Raw genomic sequence first — 20,193 nt, forward strand, 5'->3', positions numbered from 1 at the left:
GGGAGATCGTCAAGTCTCTTCCGGCCGATCCTTCGGATCGAACTGCGATATGGTCGTCCATGTCGCGGTGAGCGCCGGCTTGCGCTCGTTTTCGATTTCAACGGTCACGTCATAGGTCAGCATCAGCATGCTTGCACCGCGCAGCCGCGTTCCGGCGAGCGTGAAGCGGCCGCGCACGCGGGCGCCGCATTTGACCGGCGACATGAAGCGGATTTTTTCGAAGCCGTAATTGATGCCCATGGTCTGCTCCCGGATCTTGGGGAGCGCGCTGTAGTTCATGGCGGAGAGCAGCGATAGCGTCAGGAAGCCGTGGGCGATGGTGCCGCCATAGGGTGTCTCCGCCTTGGCGCGTTCGGGATCGACATGGATGAACTGATGGTCGTGTGTGGCGTCGGCGAAGGTGTCGATCATCGTCTGGTCGACGGTGATCCAGTCCGAGATGCCGATCTCGGTTCCGGCCAGTTTCATGATCTCAACAAGCGAAATATCGCCGGGCATTCTGTCCTCGTGATCTCTACAGCATCTTTGCCCTTTCTGGCGAAGAAGGCCGCAAAGTGCAAGGCGGTCAGTTTTCGACGAGGAAACTGACGGAGCGCGCCGCAAGCGTGAGGTCGCTCTGAATATGCATCTGCCCCTTCGCGTCGAGCAGCGACCAGCCCGCCGGTGCGGCGGGAAGGGCGGCCTGCAGTTGCTCACGCCCCCGGTTGATCAGCACGGCGAGGCGCGTCTTTCCGCCGGTGTCATTATCCGTGGTCTCGATCGCCATGCCGAGGAAGCGTGCATCCGGCGCTTCCCAGTCGGGCACCGTCATCGGCAGACCGGTGGCGGAGAACCAGAGGATGTCGCCATCGCCATGGAAGAATTGGAGATCGCGAAGGGCGGGGAAGCGGCGGCGGAGGCCGGCCAGCCAGGCGGTATGGCCGATCAGCTCTTCGTCCAGCGCCGCCCAGTCCACCCAGGTGATGTCATTGTCCTGGCAATAGGCATTGTTGTTGCCGCGCTGGCTGCGGCCGCCCTCGTCGCCGGCCGTCAGCATGAGGGTGCCGCGCGTGGCAAAGAGCGTCGACAGCAGCGCCTCGATATCGGCGCGGCGTTTGGCGAGAACGGCCGGATCGTCGGTCTTGCCTTCGACGCCGTTGTTCCAGGAATAATTCTCGTTGTGGCCGTCGCGATTGTCCTCGCCATTCGCCTCGTTGTGCTTGTGCTCATGGGAGACGAGATCCATCAGCGTGAAGCCGTCATGGGCGGCGAGGAAGTTGACGCTACGGGTCTGCATGCGGCCATCGCGGCCGAAGATGGAGGACGAACCGGCAAGAATGGTGGCGAGATCGCCGATCTTGCCGCCGTCGCCGCGCCAGAAGCAACGCAGGTCGTCGCGGGCGCGATCGTTCCATTCGAGGAAGGGGGCCGGGAAATTGCCGAGCTGATAGCCGCCGGGGCCGATATCCCAGGGTTCGGCGATCATGATGCGGTCCTGAAGCACCTCGTCGGCGAAGAGGGAGCGCAAGGTCAGCCCCTCGGGGTCGAAACCCCTCGCGGTGCGGCCGATGACGGTGGCGAGGTCGAAACGGAAGCCGTCGATGCCGGCATGGAGAACGAAATGCCGGAGGCTGTCGATGATGAGCCGGCGCACGGCTGGCTGATCGCAGGCGACGGTGTTGCCTGTGCCGGTATCGTTGACCAGCATGCCGGGTTCAGCCGGCTGGTGGCGGAAATAGGTGGGGTTGTCGAGGCCACGCAGGGAGAGCGTCGGTCCGAAGCGGTCGCTCTCGCCGGTATGGTTGAAGACGAGGTCGAGGATGACGCCGATGCCCTCCGCGTGAAGGGCGGCGACCGTTTCGCGCAATTCCGTAACGCCGCCCGGCACCAGGCGCGGATCGAGCGCCATGAAGGCGACGGGATTGTAGCCCCAGCCGTTGGTGAGGCCGAGCGGCGGCAGATGTCGTTCATCGATCCAGGCGGTGATCGGCATCAGCTCGACGGCATCGACGCGCAGGCGTTTGAGATGGGCGATGACGGCGGGGTGGGCGAGGGCGGCCAGCCTGCCGCGCTTCTCTTCCGGCACATCCGGATGCAGCATGGTGAAGGGCTTGACGGCGATTTCGTAGATCAGGCCGCCCGGCTGGAACAGCGGTTTGGCCGGCTTGACCGGAATGTCGCGCGCCACGATCGCCTTCGGCATCAGGTCCTGCGTGTCCTCGCCGAAGATGCCCAGGCGCGGATCGTATCGGAATGGCCGGTCGAATTCCCTGGCATAGGGGTCGGCGAGCAGCTTCGAGGGATCGAACCACAGGCCCCGATCGGGATCATAGGTGCCATGGGCGCGGAAGCCATAGCGTGCGCCATGCTTGACGTCTTTCACGAAGAGGCGATGTTCCTCACCGTCCTCCGTCAGCGGCAGGCGCGCGATCTCTTTTTTGCCTTCGGCATCGAACAGGCAGAGCTCGATCCTATCGGCATGTCTGGACCAGACCGCAAACTCCGCGCCGTCGTCGGTGAGGGTAGCGCCAAGGGAGCGGGTGGCGGGCTCTGACATGTCTCGCGGGCTCTCCGGATGGCTTGAGATGGTTCCCTCTCCCCGTTCCTGAGTTCATCGAAGGGCGGGAGAGAGGGTGAGGGGCGGAGTCTTCGGCAAACGGTGCCGCCGTGGCGAATTTTGAGAAGCCCCTGATCCGACCAGTCGCCGCCTCACTTCGTTCGGCAGCGTCTGGCCACCTTCTCCCCGCATTTGCGGGGAGAAGGGATTGGGTTCAGGTAATGACCGTCGGCGCGTCGCGGCCGGTGCGAGCCTTGATGTCGGCGATCGCTTCGGCGGCGGCGATGAGGTCGGCCAGGGCTTCCTGGGTCTCGATGTTGTGGCGGGTCGGATCGGGCTCGTAGCGCTCGATATAGACACGCAGCGTTGCGCCCGTCGTGCCGGTGCCGGAAAGACGGAAGACCACGCGGGAGCCGCCCTCGAAGAGGATGCGGATGCCCTGGTGCTGGCTGACGGACTTGTCGACCGGATCGTGATAGGCGAAGTCGTCGGCCGCCGAAACGGTGAGGTTGCCATATTTCGTGCCCGGCAGGGTCGGCAGCTTTTCGCGCAGCGCGTCGATCAGGCCGTTGGCGGCGTCGGTGTCGACGCCTTCATAGTCGTGGCGTGAATAATAGTTGCGGCCGTAGGTCGCCCAATGCTGGGTGACAATGTCGACGACGCTTTCGCCGCGTACGGCCAGAATGTTGAGCCAAAGCAGCACGGCCCAGAGACCGTCCTTTTCACGGACGTGGTTGGAGCCGGTGCCGGAGCTTTCCTCGCCGCAGATCGTTGCCATGCCGGCGTCGAGCAGGTTGCCGAAGAATTTCCAGCCGGTCGGCGTCTCGTAGATGCCGACGCCACGCTTTTCGGCGACACGGTCGGCGGCGCCGCTGGTCGGCATGGAGCGGGCGATGCCGGCGATGCCGCTGGAATAGCCGGGGGCGAGATTGGCGTTGGCGGCGAGGATGGCCAAGCTGTCCGACGGCGTGACGTAGATACCCTTGCCGATGATCAGGTTGCGGTCGCCGTCGCCGTCGGATGCCGCGCCGAAATCGGGAGCGTCCTCGCCCATCATCTCATCGTAAAGTTCTTTGCAATGGACGAGGTTCGGATCGGGGTGATGGCCGCCGAAATCCGGCAGCGGCAGGAAATTGCGCACCGAGCCGTCGGGCGCGCCGAGGCGGATTTCGAAGATTTCCTTGGCATAGGGACCGGTGACCGCGCTCATCGCATCGAAATTGAGGCGGAAGCCGAGACTGATGAGGTTGCGGATGGCGCCGAAATCGAACAGCTCTTCCATCAGCGCCGCATAGTCCTCGACCGGGTCGATGACCGAGACGATCATGCCGCCGACGTCTTCGCGGGCGATGCGGTCGAGATTGATATCGGGGAAGTCGGCGATCTTGTAACTGTCGATCACCTTGGAGCGCTCGTAGATCGCATCGGTGATCTTTTCCGGCGCCGGGCCGCCATTGCCGATATTGTACTTGATGCCGAAGTCTTCGGTCGGTCCGCCCGGATTGTGGCTGGCCGACAATATGATGCCGCCGAATGCCTTGTATTTGCGGATGATGTGCGAGGCTGCGGGTGTCGAGAGGATGCCGCCCTTGCCGACCATCACCTTGCCGAAGCCATTGGCCGCGGCCATCTTGATGGCCTTTTGAATGACTTCACGATTGTAGTAACGGCCGTCGCCGCCGATGACCAGGGTCTTGCCCTGGTAGCCCTCGAGCGAATCGAAAATCGACTGGATGAAGTTTTCCGCATAGTTCGGCTGCTGGAATACGGGAACCTTCTTTCGCAGGCCTGACGTACCAGGCTTCTGATCCGCGTAGGGGGTGGTGGGAACAGTTTTAATCATCGGGTTAAGCGCCTCTCGAGACAAGGCTGGAGTAGAGAGCGGCGTAGCGTTCTGCGCTCCTGCCCCAGGATACGTCGGATTTCATGCCCTGCTTTTGCAGCTGCGTCCAGACCTTTCGATCCTGGAAAAGGTGCATGGCGCGGCGGATGGCTTGCAGCAGCCCTTCGGCGGTGATGGGCGCAAACTGAATGCCGGTGGCGACTTTCGCCTGCAATGCGGCGTGGTTGGCGTCGATAATCGTGTCGTTGAGACCACCCGTGCGCGCAACGATCGGCAGGCAGCCATAGCGTAAGCCATAAAGCTGCGTGAGGCCACAGGGTTCGAAGCGGGAGGGGATGATGATGGCGTCGCAGCCGGCCTGCATCAGATGCGACATCGGCTCATCATAGCCGGCGGAAACACCGACACGGCCGCGATGACGGCCGGCGGCCGCAAAGAGCGCGCCTTCGAGAGCGGCATCGCCGGCGCCGAGGATGGCAAGCTTGCCGCCCATGGCGACGATATCGCCGGAAATGGCGGCCAGCAGGTCCATTCCCTTCTGCCAGGTCAGGCGGCTGACGACACAGAAGATCGGCCCGTCATCCTCGTCCAGGCCGAAATGCTCGACCACGCGCTTGCGGTTGGCGGCTCGGTCCTTCAGCGTCGAGGCGCCATAGGTCTTGGCGATCATCGGATCGGCTTCCGGATTCCAGATGCCGTCATCGATGCCGTTGACGATGCCGTGCAGGCTGCCGGCGCGGCTGGCGATGACGCCTTCGAGACCCATGCCGAATTCCGGGGTCAGGATCTCTTCGGCATAGGAAGGGCTGACCGTAGTGATGGCATGCGCCGTCTGCAGGCCGCCCTTCAAGAAGCCGACATCGCCGTAATACTCGATGCCCTCCACCGAGAAGGCGTGCGGGGGAAGCTGCAGGCCAGGGAAGACGTCCGGGCCGAACTGGCCCTGGAAGGCGATGTTGTGGATGGTGAGCACGCTCGGCCGCTCGGGCGAGGGATAATAGCGCATGTAGACCGGCACCAGGGCCGATTGCCAGTCGTGCACATGCACCAGGTCCGGCTGCCAGCCGGGCAGCAGGCCGCTCGCGATCTGCGCGCCGGCGAGCGACAGGGCGGCAAAGCGGCGCCAATTGTCGGGGTAATCCTTGCCGGTGGCATCCACGTAAGGGCCGCCGGTGCGGTTGTAATAGGCCGGCGCGTCGAGCACGAGGAAGGAAATACCACTATGCTCGACCTCGAGCACGGTGGCTTTTTCGCCCAGCAGGTCGGCGAATTCGAGCCGGGCCACTGGGTCGCGGATGGCCTTCATCACCGCGGGGTAACCGGGGATCAGCGTCTTCGTCTCGACGCCATACGGCTTCAGCGCGATAGGCAGGGCGCCGGCCACATCGGCCAGGCCCCCTGTCTTGATCAAAGGGAAGACTTCGGATGCAACCGAAAGAACTTTCATTCGTCACAAATCCAGCTTGTCGATCATCGACTGGGTGATCAGGCAGATGCCGTTTTCCGTGCGGCGGAAGCGCTTGGCGTCTAGTTCCGGGTCCTCGCCGACCACCAGGCCTTCGGGGATGGTGACGCCGTGATCGATGACGACATTCTTCAATTGCGCCCGGCGGCCGACCTTGACGCTCGGCAGCACCACCGCTCCCTCCAGCTTGGAGTAGGAATTGGCGCGCACGCCGGTAAACAGCAGGCTGTTATAGAGGCTGGCACCGGAAATGATGCAGTCGCCCGCGACCACCGAGGAGACGGCCGAGCCGCGGCGGTCCTCGTCGTCATGCACGAACTTGGCCGGCGGGCTGATTTCGGCATAGGTCCAGATCGGCCAGGACTTGTCGTAGATGTCGAGCTCCGGCACCACGGCGGTCAGGTCGATATTGGCCTGCCAATAGGCATCGACCGTGCCCACGTCGCGCCAATAGGCCTCGCGCTCGAAATCGGAGCGCACGCAGGACTGGGTGAAGCGGTGGGCGACGGCTTTGCCGTTCTTGACGATATAGGGGATGATGTCCTTGCCGAAATCGCGGCTGGAATTCGGATCGGCGGCGTCGCGCTTCAGGCATTCGATCAGGAATTTCGTGTGGAAGACGTAGATGCCCATCGAGGCCAGCGCGAAATCCGGATTGCCGGGAATGCCCGGCGGATCGGCGGGTTTCTCGACGAAATCGATGATCTGGTCCTTGTCGTCGACATGCATGACGCCGAAGCCGACGGCTTCCATGCGCGGCACCTCCAGGCAGCCGATGGTGACGTCGGCGCCGGAATCGACATGCTGCTGCAGCATCCACTCATAGTCCATCTTGTAGATATGGTCGCCGGCGAGGATGACCATGTATTCCGGACCGTAGGGTTCGATGATGTCGATGTTCTGATAGACGGCGTCGGCCGTGCCTTCATACCATTGCGTTTCCGACACGCGCTGGGAAGCCGGCAGAATATCGAAGCTCTCGTTTCGTTCGGGTCGGAAGAAGTTCCAGCCGCGCTGCATGTGGCGGATCAAGGAGTGTGCCTTGTACTGGGTCGCCACGCCGATGCGGCGGATACCGGAATTGAGCGCGTTCGAGAGAGCAAAGTCGATGATGCGGGTCTTGCCGCCGAAATAGACGGCCGGTTTGGCGCGGCGGTCCGTCAGTTCCTTCAGGCGGCTGCCACGGCCTCCGGCGAGAACATAGGCCATGGCATCGCGTGCCAGCGGCTGGAAGCGTTTTTCTACCATTTCATTCCTCCCTGTCCGTAATGGTCTCAAAATTCCGGTTCGAGCATGATGGTCGCCAGCGGCGGCAGCGTTATCGTTGCATGTATGCTGCCGCCGGCGCTGACGGCCTGGACCCGCCCGCCATTCCCCTTGCCGCTGCCGCCATAGATGTCGGCATCGGTATTCAGTATCTCGCGCCACCGTCCCTCAGCCGGAAGGCGCAATGTGTAGTTCTCACGGTAGACCGGTGTGAAATTGGTAATGACCGCGATCGGCTTTTCGCCGGGCGCCTTGCGCAGCCAGGCGAAGACCGAATTCTCGAAATCGTCGACAACAAGCCATTCGAAGCCGTCGCCCTCGCAGTCGCGGGCGTGCAGCGCCGGCTTGCTGCGATAGGTGAAGTTGAGATCGCGCACGAGGCGCCGCATGCCCTCATGCATGCGGTATTGCAGGAGATTCCAGTCCAGCGCGCGCTCTTCGCTCCACTCGCTCCACTGCGCGAACTCCTGGCCCATGAACAGCAGCTTCTTGCCGGGATAGCCCCACATGAAGGCATAATAGGCGCGCAGATTGGCGAATTTCTGCCAGTCGTCGCCGGACATCTTGGCGATCAGGGATCCCTTGCCGTGCACCACTTCATCGTGGGAGAGCGGCAGGACGAAGTTTTCCGAAAAGGCGTAGATCAGGCCAAAGGTCAGCTCGTTGTGGTGATATTTGCGGTGCACGGCCTCGCGGGCGAGATAGCTCAGCGTGTCGTGCATGAAGCCCATGTTCCACTTGAAGCCGAAGCCGAGGCCGCCCTCGTGGACCGGTTGCGACACTTTCGGCCAGGAGGTCGATTCCTCGGCGATGGTCATGACGCCGGGATGGGCGCCGTAGAGCCTGGTGTTCATCGATTGCAGGAAGCGGACGGCCTCCAGGTTCTCGTTGCCGCCATATTCGTTCGGGATCCATTCGCCGTGCTTGCGCGAATAGTCGAGGTAGAGCATCGAGGCGACGGCATCGACGCGTACGCCGTCGAGATGGAATTTCTCGGCCCAGTAGAGCGCGTTGTTCTGCAGATAGGCGAGCACTTCGGTGCGGCCGAAATTGTAGATCGCCGTGTTCCAGTCGGGATGGAACCCCTTGCGCGGGTCTTCATGCTCGTAGAGCGCGGTGCCGTCGAACCAGCGCAGGCCATGCTCGTCGGTTGGGAAATGCGCCGGCACCCAATCGAGGATGACGCCGATGCCGACCTTGTGACAGCCGTTGACGAAGCGCGCGAAGCCTTCCGGCTCGCCGAAGCGGGCCGTCGGCGCATAGAGGCCGGTGGTCTGGTAGCCCCAGGACGGGTCGTAGGGATGTTCGGTGATCGGCAGGAATTCGATATGGGTGAAGCCCATGTCGACGCAATAGGGGATGAGGCGCGAGGCCAGCTCGTCCCAGGACAGCATCGAGCCGTCGTCGCGGCGCTGCCAGGAGCCGGCATGCACCTCGTAGATGCTGATCGGCTGGCGACGCTGGTCGACGCTTGCCCAATGCTCGCGGTGGGCGGCATCCTCCCAGACCTGGTTGAGTTCGGGAGTGGTCATCGAAGCGGTCTTCGGCCGCAGCTCGCTGCGGCGGGCGAAGGGGTCCGCCTTCAGCGGCAGCAACACGCCGTCATGGCCGCGGATCTCGAACTTGTAGGCGACGCCGGCGGGCACATCCGGAGCAAAGATCTCCCAGATGCCGGAATCGGCGCGAAAGCGCATGACATGCCGCCTCCCGTCCCAGCCGTTGAAATCGCCGACCACCGAGACGCGCTGCGCGTTCGGTGCCCAGACGGCGAAGTGAAAGCCCTGGACGCCTTCATGCTTCAGCGGATGCGCACCCATCTTGTCGAACAGGCGCAGATGCGTGCCCTCGCGGACGAAATAATCGTCCATGGGACCGAGGACGGGGCCGAAACTATAGGGATCGGTGATCGCCCATTCGGCGTCGCCGCGCCGGGCGCGATAGCGCACCGGCTGTTGCTTGGCGATCTTGACGCTGCCGGCAAAGAAGCCGGCCGGATCGAGGCAGGCCAGCTCGCCGATGACCGAGCCGTCCAGCGCCAGCGCGGTGACGGCCTCGGCGCCGAGAATGAAACAGCGGGTGACGAAGCCGTCCTCCGCCTTGTGCACGCCGAGGACGGCGAAAGGATCGGAATGAGTGCCTGCGAGAATTGCAGCGATATCGTCTGCCGAAATATCCCTCAAGGCGGTGCCGTCAGCGGGTTTCTTCGGCTTTTTCATCCGGCTCTCCAGATTTCCTTGGCATATTGACGGATGGTCCGGTCGGAGGAGAACCAGCCCATGCGGGCGGTGTTGTTGATGGTCTTGGCATACCATTCCGCCGGGTTGGCCCAAAGCGTGTCGACCTCGCGCTGGGCGGCGGCATAGGCATCGAAATCGGCGGCGACCATGAACCAGTCATGGGTGTAGATGCCGTCGATCAGCCCGGCATAGCGGTTGCGGTCGTCGGGAGAGAAGACGCCCGAGGCGATGGCGGCCAGCGCCTGCGACAGCTCGCGCGAGCGCTCGATGACGGCGCGGGGATCATGCCCGTCGCTGCGCAGGTTGGCGACTTCGTCGGCCGTCAGACCGAAGATGATGATATTGTCCTCGCCGACATTGTCGCGCATCTCGACATTGGCGCCATCGAGCGTGCCGATGGTCAGCGCGCCGTTGAGGCCGAATTTCATGTTGCCGGTGCCGGAGGCTTCCATGCCGGCGGTCGAGATCTGCTCGGAAAGATCGGCGGCGGGCACCATGACTTCGGCGAGCGAGACATTGTAGTTCGGCACGAAGACGATCTTCAGCAGGCCGCGCACCGACGGGTCGTTGTTGATGACGCGGGCGACGTCGTTGATCAGTTTGATGATCAGCTTGGCATTGTGATAGCTCGGCGCCGCCTTGCCGGCGAAGAGCTTTACGCGCGGCTGCCAGTCCAGTTCCGGATGCGAACGGATCTGGTCGTAGAGCGCGACCGCCTCGATGATGTTGAGAAGCTGGCGCTTGTATTCATGGATGCGCTTGATCTGGATGTCGAACATCGCGTTGGGATCGAGCTTGATGCCCATGCGGCTGGCGACGAGATTGGAAAGCTGCACCTTGTTGGCGCGCTTGACGGCGGCGAACTTCTCCTGGAAGGCGCTGTCATGGGCGAATTTGTCGAGCGGCTTCAGCTTCTCGGCATCGTCGAGGAAGTCGTCGCCGATGGTCTCGCGGATGAGGCTGGTGAGGCCGGGATTGCATTGCATCAGCCAGCGGCGCGGCGTGATGCCGTTGGTCTTGTTGTTGATGCGGTCCGGATAGAGCTTGTGCAGGTCGGCAAAGACCGTGACCTTCATCAGGTCGGTATGCAGCGCCGAGACGCCGTTGATCGAATGCGAACCGACGAAGGCGAGGTTGCCCATGCGCACGCGGCGGTCGCCATTCTCGTCGATCAGCGAGATCGAGCGGATTTCGCCGTCGCTGAAATTACGGCTCTTGCGGGCCTCGAGCAGGATCTTGGCATTGATCGCATAGACGATCTGCATGTGGCGCGGCAGCAGCCGCTCGAACAGCGGCACGGGCCAGCTTTCCAGCGCCTCGGGCAGCAGCGTGTGATTGGTGTAGCCGAAGGTGTTGCGGGTGATATCCCAGGCATGGTCGAATTCGAGGCCGTGGACATCCACCAGCAGGCGGATCATTTCGGCGACCGAGACGGCGGGATGGGTATCGTTGAGCTGGATCGCGACCTTGTCGGCCAGGTTGTTCAGGTCGTCATACTGCTGCAGGTGGCGGCGCAGGATGTCCTGCAGGGATGCGGAGGAGAAGAAGAATTCCTGGCGCAGACGCAGCTCCTGGCCGGCCGGCGTCGCATCGGCCGGATAGAGAACCCGGGTCAGGCTTTCGGCCTTGTTGCTCTCGCGCAGCGCGCCGATATGGTCGCCGGCGTTGAACGCGTCGAGCAGGATCGGGTCGATCGGCTGGGCCGACCAGAGGCGTAGCGTATTGACGCGCTTCGCCCGCCAGCCGACGACCGGCGTGTCGAAGGCGGCGGCGATGACGCGCTCGGCCGGCTTCCAGACATAGCGGGGCTGATCGTCATGGCCGCTGACGGTTTCGACGGCGCCGCCGAAGCCGATCTCATAGGAGCTTTCCTGACGTTCGAACTCCCAGGGATTGCCGTGGGCAAGCCAGGTTTCCGGCAGCTCCACCTGCCAGCCGTCGGCCATCTGCTGGCGGAACAGGCCGTGGACATAGCGGATGCCATAGCCATAGGCCGGGACGTCTACGGTCGCCATCGATTCCATGAAACAGGCGGCAAGGCGGCCGAGACCGCCATTTCCGAGCGCCGCGTCGGGCTCCAGCCCGGCGATGATGCGGATATCGACGCCGAGCGAGGAAAGCGCGTTGGTGATTTCTTCCATCAGGCCGAGATTGGAGACGGCGTCGCGCATCAGGCGGCCGATGAGGAATTCGAGGGATAGATAATAGACGCGCTTGGCGTTGGTCTCATAGGCCTTGCGGGTCGATTCCATCCACTTGTCGATGACGCGGTCGCGAATGACGAGGATGGTTGCGGTCAGCCAATCATGCGGCTTGGCGACTTTCGCGTCCTTGCCGATGCGATAGGTCAGGCGTTCGATGATTTCCTCGGCGAGGATTTCGGGGCGAGAACTGCGCGGGGCAGGAACGGGGAGATCGGCATTCGTCAAGTTATTCATACTATCAACTCTCGCCATTTGTGGTTTATATTCAGGATGTTATGCCTGAAAAAACCAAATTGCCATCTCGTCTAACTAGCAGTTTATGCACCGATGTAAAGTTGTTGCAACAGGCGAGTTGGATGGAAGCAAAAATAGCGCGTCCATGGCTCGGAAGCGTCGAAAATGCTTGATTCCGATTGTTTTTCCGGCTCTTATCACCGGATTGATTGATAAACGAAAGCCGCCCGGGATGAGATCCCGGGCGGCTTTCGGTTTCTGACGGCTGTTATTGGCGGTCCATGCGCAACGGGGCCGTTATTTGGTCAGAAGGGTAATCTGCTTCGACGTCTGTTTCGCGATGGATGAGAAGGCGTTGAAAAGATCCGTGGCATTTTGCGGCGTGAAATAGTCGGAGGATGTCGTCGCGCAGTACTTCAGCAATGCCTGGCCATTGGCTGGCGCCATGAAGGCGATCGTATAGACGTGGATGTTGGCGGCGCGTGCCTTGTCGCATTGGATCTTGGTATTGCTATCGGCGCTGTCGACGTTGTTATCGCCATCCGTCATGAAGACGATATAGATCGACGGGTCGGTCACGCCGTTCTTGTCCTTGTGCTGCAACTGCTCATTGGTGAGGCCCGATGTCGTGGATGGCGCTGTCAGCGCGGTTACCGCGGCGGTGAAAGCGGGTGCCGAATTCGTCGTTCCGCTCGCCGTGAGATTGTTGACGTATTTGGTGACGCCGCTCGTGCCCCAAGCCATGGCTGTCGGCGTTTGGGCGTTGGAATTATAGGAGTCGGCGCCGGTTCGGACATACATGCTGTTCGGATCGGCCTTGTTCAATTGCGTCGCCAGATTCGCGGTAGCGATCTTCAGCGCTTGCATTTTTGTGTAGTAGTTGGTTTGCGTGCCCGTGCAGGTCTTTCGCCCGCAGGAATAGGTATAGGTCTTCGTCGGCTGATCGGTGTTGACCGTATCCGTGTACTCGTCCATCGAACCGGAGCGGTCGAGCACGAAGTACATCGACAGAGGATTCTTCTGTGTTTCGGTCGAGGTGCTGATGCCGCTTGTCGATGTGCTCGACGAACCGACATTCATCGAGGTCAGACCGAGCATGCGTGTCATGCCGTTCACCTGCATCGAATAGGATGCATCGACGACAACCGAATAGCCGCTATTGCCGGAGGAATCGGTGGTCGCGGTGACTTGTGCACTGGTGCTCGCCTTCAGTGAAGCGAGCGCGGTTGCATCCCCCGCAAGATAGTTCGACATCTGCCCGGTCACGAATTCGCTGGCCAGTTGCTGGGCGTTGGATGTCGTGGCGCTGCCATTGGCGAGCGCCGTCGCCGTGGCAAGGGCCGCCGCGTCGGTTGCCTGCTGTAACTGGCTGTTGGAAAGCGACATGTTGGTGACGTCGACCGCGACACCGGCGGTTGCCGCCACGACCGGTACGGCCAGTGCCGTCATGATGCCGAAATTGCCGGCGCGATCGCGCATAAGTTGTGAAAGACTGCGAAATTTACTCAAACTCGTGATCATCACGTTCGCCCCAACGAAGTAATAGCCTCGGAATGGCAGCAACTGTCGACGAAAACTGTAAGTTCGTCCTTTAGAAGATCATTCGAATTTTAGCGATTGACGTAATAATTCCCGTTTTGGGCTTGTTTTACTGTTTTAGCGGGACGACATCCACGGCTTGCACGGTCTTTTGGCCGCCGTAGCTCTTCAACATGCCGATGACCGGGGCGACGTCGGAATAGTCGCGGCCATAGGCGACGACGATGTGGTCGGTGCCGGCGGGGATGTTGTTGGTCGGATCAAGCTCGATCCAGCCGGCCGTCTCCCCGCACCAGACGCGTACCCAGGCGTGCATGGCGTCGGCCCCTTCCAGCCGCTCCTTGCCGGGCGGTGGAATGGTGCGCAGGAAGCCGCTGACATAGCCGGCGGGAATGCCGAGGCTGCGCAGCGCGATGATCATCACATGCGAAAAATCCTGGCAGACGCCGCGCTTCAGGCGGAACGCCTCCTTCGGCGTCGTGTCGACCGTCGTTGCCTTGGGATCGTAGACGAAATCCTTGTGGATCTGGGCGCAGACGGCATGGGCGATCTGCATCACCGTCAGGTTGGTGCGTGCCCATTGCCGGGCGTAGTCGGCGATGGTGGTCGTTTCCGGCAGCCGCGGGCTCGCGCCGACGAAATGATGCGGCGAGGAGGGGTCGATCGACCAGCAATCGTTGATCTCATCCGGCAGTTTGGCGAGGACGGGGGAAAAGTCGGCCCCGACCGGCTGGCTTTCGACCTGTACGCGCGCCTGCATGCGGATATCCAGCTTTTCATGCGGATTGCGCAGCAGGATCGAGGTTGCCGGATGCTGGAAGAAATCGGTGAAGTTCGATTGTTCGTCCGGATGCGGCGAAACCTTCAGGGAGCCGGCGATCAGGCGCTGCCGGTTGGCGAGCGACAGCGGCAGCACGCGCACGATATGGCGCGCGCCGCTGGCCGGCACGTCGTAGATATAGCCCATGTGCAGGGAGAGATCGTAGAGCATCGCATCATCCGAGATAGGTCTGGGCCAGAAGATCGGAAAGCTGTTCCAGCTCCCGTTCCAGCCGCTGGTAGACCTCGCCGTTCATCGTCTCCGGCGTCATGACGGCAAGGCCCGAATGCAGCCGCATGGCCTCGCGGTAGAAGGGTGACATCTGGCCATTGACGAAGGCATTCGGCAATTGCTCCACCTCGCGGTGGATCTCGTTCATCTGGAAGAGGATCGAGCGCGGGTTGAGCGGATCGAGCGCCAGAAGGTCGGTGACCGTCAGGCGGGCCGTATTGACGTTGTAGCGCCGGCGATGGGTCATGACGCTGTCGCCGATTTCCAGCAGCATGTCGAGGGCGCCGTCGGGTGCTTCCGGACCCGACATATGGCCGAGCAGGCGCGTCATATGCAGGCCGCGTTCGATATAGCGGCCGAGCGACAGGAAGCGCCAGCCGGTGAAGCGGTACATGTTCTCATGCACGAGGCCGGCAAAGCCCGCGAGCTTGCGCAAGAGGATCGTCATCGCGTGGCTGGCATCGTCGCCGGGCTTGACCTTTTCCTTGAAACGGCGTGCGGTCTTGGCCAGGTCGTTCAGCGCCAGCCAGCCGTCCGGCGAGAAGCGGTCACGGATGTTGCTGGCCGAATAGACGGCGCTGTCGATGTTGCGCAGCAGGCTTTCGGGCACGGCTTCGGTGGTGTCGATGTCGATGGCGGCGAGATAGGCACTGACGTCGGCCAACAGCGGCTGGCTCGGGTCGGCCGCCTCGGCATAACGCCCATGCCAGGCGCGCAGGATGCGCAGCGCCCCTTCCGCCCGCTCGATATAGCGGCCGAGCCAGAAGAGATTGTCGGCGGCCCGGCTCGGCAGGCTGCCGGGCATGTTGCGGGTGAAAGTCCCTTCGGCCGGCAACAGGGTGTGGCGCTCCACCGGCTTGTCGGAGACGATCCAGACATCGGCGGCCGAGCCGCCGGATTGCATGGCGATGGCGGCGACATCGTCGCCGCTGCCGATGCGGGCAAAGCCGCCCGGCATGATCTGCCAGCCGTTTTCCGTGCGGGCTGCGAAGACGCGCAGGCTCATCGGCCGCGGCAGCAGCTTGCCGTTCACCCAGGCCGGCGTGGTCGAGAGCGTGACGACTTCCTGACCGACCAGCTTCTGGCCGTCGGTCGCCAGCCAGTCGGCGATCGAATCCCTGGCGGTGGTGCGCAGCGTCGAACCGAGCACGGATTGGCCGTTGTCGTCGAAGAAGGGCATGCAGGAATAGGCAGGCCCGATCACCATCTTCTCGATATGGGCGGCGACATGCTCGCGCTCGGCCTTCTGTCCGCACCACCAGGTGGCGATCGAGGGCAGCTTCAGCTCTTCGCCGCGCAGATGCCGACAGATGGTGGGCATGAAGGCGAGCAGCGCGCGGGTTTCGAGGACGCCGGAGCCGAGCGCGTTGACGATGGTCACCGTCTGGGCTCTCAGCGCCTCCACCATGCCGGGCGTGCCGATATGGGATTGCTGGTTGAGCTCCAGCGGATCGGCATAGGACGCATCGAGGCGGCGCCAGAGCACGCTGATCGGCCTGAGGCCGGCGACCGTGCGCACCATCAGCTGGTCGTTGACGACGGTGATATCCTCGCCCTCGAGCAGCATGAAGCCGAGATAGCGGGCGATATAGGCGTGTTCGTAATAGGTTTCGTTGGCAGGGCCGGGGGTCAGGACGGCGACGCGGCCCTCGGCGCTGCGCTTGCCGCCCAGCAGCGCATCGCGGAAGGCGCCGAAGAAGGAGGCGAGGCGGTGCACCCTGGTTTCGGCATAGATGTCGGAAAAGGCGCGCGTGGTGGCGACGCGGGTCTCGAGCGCGAAGCCGGCGCCCGAGGGCGCCTGGGCGCGATCGGCCAGAACCCACCAATTACCGTCCGGACCGCGGCCGATCTCGAAGGCGAGGAAGTGCAGATAGTGTCCGCCCGCGGGCTTAACGCCGACGAGCGGCCGCAGGAATTCCAGATTGGCCGCGACCAGCGCCGGCGGCAGCAGTCCTTCGTTGATCAGCCGGTTCTCGCCGTAGATGTCGGCCATGATCTCTTCGAGCAGATCGGCGCGCTGGCGCAGGCCTTCCGACAGGGCCTGCCATTCGCGTTCGTCGATCAGCACGGGAATATGCGAGATCGGCCAGTTGCGCTCGCTGAGGCCAGCGGTGCCATAGGCGCGGTAGAAGACGCCGGCGTCGCGCAGGTAACGATCGGCGCGGGCGAAGCGTTCGAGAAGCTCCTGTTCCGGCATGCGGCTCAAGGCGGACAGCAGGTTCTGCCAGACCGGCCGCACCGCGCCGGTATTGTCGACCATCTCGTCGGCGACGCCGGGCAGCGCGGAATAGGCGAAGGCCGGATCGTTGCCGATGCCAGCCCTTACCTGTTCCCGCCGTTTCGTCGCTGGTTTCTTACCCATGCGCAGTTCCGTTTCAAACTCCTATCGGCCGCCTGAGGTCGAGCGTCAGCGGGAATTCCGCCGATATCGTCTCCGCGCGCAGGCCATAGCCGCCGGCCGTATGGCCCCAGGGCTCGAATCGCGCCAAGCGCCGCGCTTCCGCCTCGTTGCCGTTGACCGGGAAGGTGTCATAATTCCGGCCGCCCGGATGGGCAACATGGTAGATGCAGCCGCCGATCGAACGTTGCGACCATGTATCATATATGTCGAAGGTCAACGGCGTGTTGACGGGCAGGACCGGATGCAGGCCCGAGGCCGGATGCCAGGCCTTGTAGCGGACGCCGGCCACGGAAACGCCCGACATGCCGGTCGACGTCAGGGGAAGCGCGCGGCCGTTGCAGGCGACGGTGTAACGCGCGGGATTGCTGGTCTCGAACCGCACCTGCAGTCGCTCCACCGAGGAATCGACGTAGCGCACGGTGCCGCCGATCGCGCCTTCCTCGCCCATGACGTGCCAAGGCTCGAGCGCCTGGCGCAGTTCCAGCTTGCTGCCCTGGTATTCCACTTCGCCGCAGAAGGGGAAGCGGAATTCGAGCTGCGCCTGGAACCATTCGGGACGAAGGTCGAAGCCGTTTTCCCGCAGATCGGCAAGCACGTCGAGAAAATCCTGCCAGATATAATGCGGCAGCATGAAGCGGTCGTGCAGGGTCGTGCCCCAGCGCACGAACTTGCCTTCGAGCGGATTGCGCCAGAAACGGGCGATGAGGGCGCGCACCAGCAGTTGCTGGGCAAGGCTCATGCGGGCATTGGGCGGCATTTCGAAGCCGCGGAATTCGACGAGGCCGAGGCGACCGGTCGGCCCATCCGGCGAGAACAGCTTGTCGATGCAGATTTCCGAACGGTGGGTGTTGCCGGTGACATCGGTCAGCAGATTGCGGAACAGGCGGTCGACAAGCCATGGCAGGGGCTGGATGCCGCGTCCGGGCGCCGGCACCTGGGCAAGGGCGATTTCCAGCTCGTAGAGGCCGTCGTGGCGGGCTTCGTCGATGCGGGGGGCCTGGCTGGTCGGCCCGATGAACAGGCCGGAGAAGAGATAGGAGAGCGAGGGGTGGCGCTGCCAGTGCAGCACCAGGCTCTTCAGCAGATCGGGACGGCGCAGAAAGGGGCTGTCGTTCGGATTGGCGCCGCCGACGACGACATGGTTGCCGCCGCCCGTGCCGGCATGGCGGCCGTCGATCATGAACTTGTCGGTGCCGAGGCGTGTCTGCCGCGCCTCCTCATAGACCGCCGTCGTGATGTCGACGCAGTCCTGCCAGTTCGAGGCCGGATGGATGTTGACCTCGATCACGCCGGGATCGGGCGCGACGCGGATGACGTTGATGCGCTCGTCCTGGGGCGGCGAATAGCCTTCGATATGCACGGGAAGACCGAGCGCGGCCGCTGCGTTCTCGGCGGCGGCCAGCAATTCGAGATAGTCCTCGATCCGTTCGACCGGCGGCATGAAGACGCAAAGCCGGCCGTCACGCGGCTCGACCGAGATCGCCGTGCGCACGGCACCGCCGATTTCGCCGAGCGTCTGCTCGATACGGACCTGCCCGCTGTCGTCGACCTGGAAAGAGGCTTCCGGCATGGCGCGGCCGGCCGGCACGATGACGTCGGGCAGCGGCGTGCGCGGAATTGTCGGGTCGGCGGTGTGAATATAGGGGTAGTGCGACGGCGGCACGTAAGGCAGGGTGCCGAGCGGCAGGCGATAGCCGACCGGAGAATCGCCCGGCACGAGGAAGATCCTGCCGCGCCGGGTCCGCCATTTTTCGCTGATCCAGCGCCGGCCGCTCGCGCGCGCGTTCCAGGCCTGCACCGGCAGGATATAGCCGGTCGGCGTCGTCAGGCCGCGTTCAAAAACGCGCGCGATGCGGCTGCGCTCCTCGGGGTCTTTCAGCTTCGAATTGGAGGGGTCGACGTTTTCCGGAAGGCTGCCTTCCTTGACGATCCATTCGGCCGGGTCCTCATAGGCCGGCTGTACCATCGCGGGGTCGATCGCCAGTTCCCGGGCGATCGCGCCCAGGAGCTTGCCGGCGTCCCCGGCGCTTGCGCCGGTGCGGGCCGTCTCCTCGGCGATCAAGGCCGGGTTCTGCCAGATCGGCTTTCCGTCCTTGCGCCAGTAGAGCGAGAAGGTCCAGCGCGGCAGGCTTTCGCCCGGATACCATTTGCCCTGGCCATAATGCAGGAAACCGCCGGGGGCGAAGCGCTCGCGCAGGCGGCGGATGAGCTGGTCGGCCCTGTCGCGTTTGGTGGGGCCGACGGCGGCGGTGTTCCATTCGTCGGACTGGAAATCGTCGATCGACACGAAGGTCGGCTCGCCGCCCATGGTCAGGCGCACGTCTTCGCTTTTCAGGATGCGGTCGACTTCCTCGCCGAGTGCATTCAGCGCCTCCCAGCTTTCGTCGGAGAAAGGCTTGGTGATGCGCGGATGCTCGGCGACGCGTGTCACCGTCATATCGAATTCGAATTCGGTGTTGGCCTCGCCGAAATAGCCGCCGGAGATCGGGGCGGCGTTGCGGTAATGCGGCGTGGCGGCAAGCGGAATATGGCTTTCGCCGGTCAATAGGCCCGAGGTCGGGTCCAGGCCGACCCAGCCTGCGCCGGGAAGATAGACCTCCGCCCAGGCGTGCAGGTCGGTGAAATCAACTTCGGTGCCGGAGGGGCCGTCGAGTGCCTTCAAATCCGGAGTGAGCTGGATGAGATAGCCCGAGACGAAACGGGCGGCGAGGCCGAGATGGCGAAGAATTTGCACCAGCAGCCAGCTCGTGTCGCGACAGGAGCCTTTCGCCCTTTCCAGCGTCTCTTCCGGCGTCTGCACGCCGGCTTCCATGCGGATGACATAGCCGATTTCGCTCTGGAGGCGGGCATTGAGGCCGACGATCATGTCGACGGTCGGCTGTTCGGAACGATCGAGCGTGTCGAGGAAGGCCTGCAGGCGAGGGCCGGGTTTCTCCGGCGTCATGTAGATCGACAGATCCTCGCGGATGGTCTCGGGATAGGCGAAGGGCCACTTGGTGGCTTCCTCCTCGACGAAGAAGTCGAAGGGATTGTAGACCGTCATGTCGGCAACGAGATCGACCTCGATCTTCAGCTCGGTCACCGGATCGGGAAAGACGAAGCGGGCGAGGTAGTTGCCGTAGGGGTCCTGCTGCAAATTCACGAAGTGATTGGAGGGCGTCACCTTCAGCGAGTGGCTGAGAACGCGTGTCTTCGAATGCGAGGCGGGTTTCAGGCGAATGATCTGTGGGCCGAGGCGGACCGGATTGTCGTATTTATAATGGGTGAGATGATAGATACTTGCCGTGATCGCCATATGTCTCGTTGCCTAGCCCGCATCGTTGTGCGGCATTGCTGTTCCCGTCAGCAGTGTGTGCAATGCAGCGAAAGAATGCAAGGCGTCTCCATGAGACAATTGGGCGGTTCTGCACGATGGCA

11 protein-coding genes are annotated in these 20,193 nt (G+C 63.0%); all 11 read right to left on the bottom strand.

The features are described 5' to 3' along the window. Nucleotides 1–9: 9 nt before the first annotated feature. A complete protein-coding gene (locus FHX11_RS19950) occupies nucleotides 10–498 on the bottom strand; it encodes a MaoC family dehydratase (RefSeq protein ID WP_184359797.1) in 489 nt (162 codons plus the stop codon). A 67-nt stretch (nucleotides 499–565) separates the two neighbouring features. After that, nucleotides 566–2,536, bottom strand: a complete 1,971-nt coding sequence (glgX, locus tag FHX11_RS19955; RefSeq protein WP_184359799.1) for a glycogen debranching protein GlgX — start codon at nucleotides 2,534–2,536, stop codon at nucleotides 566–568. Between the two features lie 214 nt (nucleotides 2,537–2,750). After that, nucleotides 2,751–4,379, bottom strand: a complete 1,629-nt coding sequence (locus tag FHX11_RS19960) for an alpha-D-glucose phosphate-specific phosphoglucomutase (protein WP_184359801.1) — start codon at nucleotides 4,377–4,379, stop codon at nucleotides 2,751–2,753. A gap of 4 nt (nucleotides 4,380–4,383) precedes the next feature. Next, nucleotides 4,384–5,826, bottom strand: a complete 1,443-nt coding sequence (gene glgA, locus FHX11_RS19965) for a glycogen synthase GlgA (protein ID WP_184359803.1) — start codon at nucleotides 5,824–5,826, stop codon at nucleotides 4,384–4,386. A 3-nt stretch (nucleotides 5,827–5,829) separates the two neighbouring features. Then, complete coding sequence (gene glgC, locus FHX11_RS19970) at nucleotides 5,830–7,092, bottom strand: glucose-1-phosphate adenylyltransferase (protein WP_184359805.1); 1,263 nt, start codon at nucleotides 7,090–7,092, stop codon at nucleotides 5,830–5,832. A 26-nt stretch (nucleotides 7,093–7,118) separates the two neighbouring features. Next, nucleotides 7,119–9,326 carry a 1,4-alpha-glucan branching protein GlgB gene (gene glgB, locus FHX11_RS19975; protein WP_184359807.1) on the bottom strand — a complete coding sequence of 736 codons (2,208 nt, stop codon included), beginning with the start codon at nucleotides 9,324–9,326 and terminating at the stop codon, nucleotides 7,119–7,121. Beyond that, on the bottom strand, nucleotides 9,323–11,785 hold the full coding sequence (locus FHX11_RS19980; RefSeq protein WP_184359809.1) for a glycogen/starch/alpha-glucan phosphorylase: 2,463 nt from the start codon (nucleotides 11,783–11,785) through the stop codon (nucleotides 9,323–9,325). The genes glgB and FHX11_RS19980 overlap by 4 nt, the downstream gene beginning before the upstream one ends. Nucleotides 11,786–12,082: 297 nt before the next feature. Then, nucleotides 12,083–13,264, bottom strand: a complete 1,182-nt coding sequence (locus FHX11_RS19985; protein WP_246781093.1) for a pilus assembly protein TadG-related protein — start codon at nucleotides 13,262–13,264, stop codon at nucleotides 12,083–12,085. A 169-nt stretch (nucleotides 13,265–13,433) separates the two neighbouring features. Next, on the bottom strand, nucleotides 13,434–14,315 hold the full coding sequence (locus tag FHX11_RS19990) for a transglutaminase family protein (protein ID WP_184359813.1): 882 nt from the start codon (nucleotides 14,313–14,315) through the stop codon (nucleotides 13,434–13,436). Between the two features lie 4 nt (nucleotides 14,316–14,319). Continuing rightward, nucleotides 14,320–16,737 carry a circularly permuted type 2 ATP-grasp protein gene (locus FHX11_RS19995; protein WP_184359815.1) on the bottom strand — a complete coding sequence of 806 codons (2,418 nt, stop codon included), beginning with the start codon at nucleotides 16,735–16,737 and terminating at the stop codon, nucleotides 14,320–14,322. 13 nt (nucleotides 16,738–16,750) lie between these two features. Beyond that, entirely contained in the window at nucleotides 16,751–20,071 is a 3,321-nt protein-coding gene (locus tag FHX11_RS20000) for a transglutaminase family protein (protein WP_184359817.1), read from the bottom strand. Between the last annotated feature and the right edge of the window lie 122 nt (nucleotides 20,072–20,193).

Origin of the sequence: Rhizobium sp. BK602 (genome assembly GCF_014195095.1) — a bacterium.
In the GTDB taxonomy this organism is placed as follows: domain Bacteria; phylum Pseudomonadota; class Alphaproteobacteria; order Rhizobiales; family Rhizobiaceae; genus Rhizobium.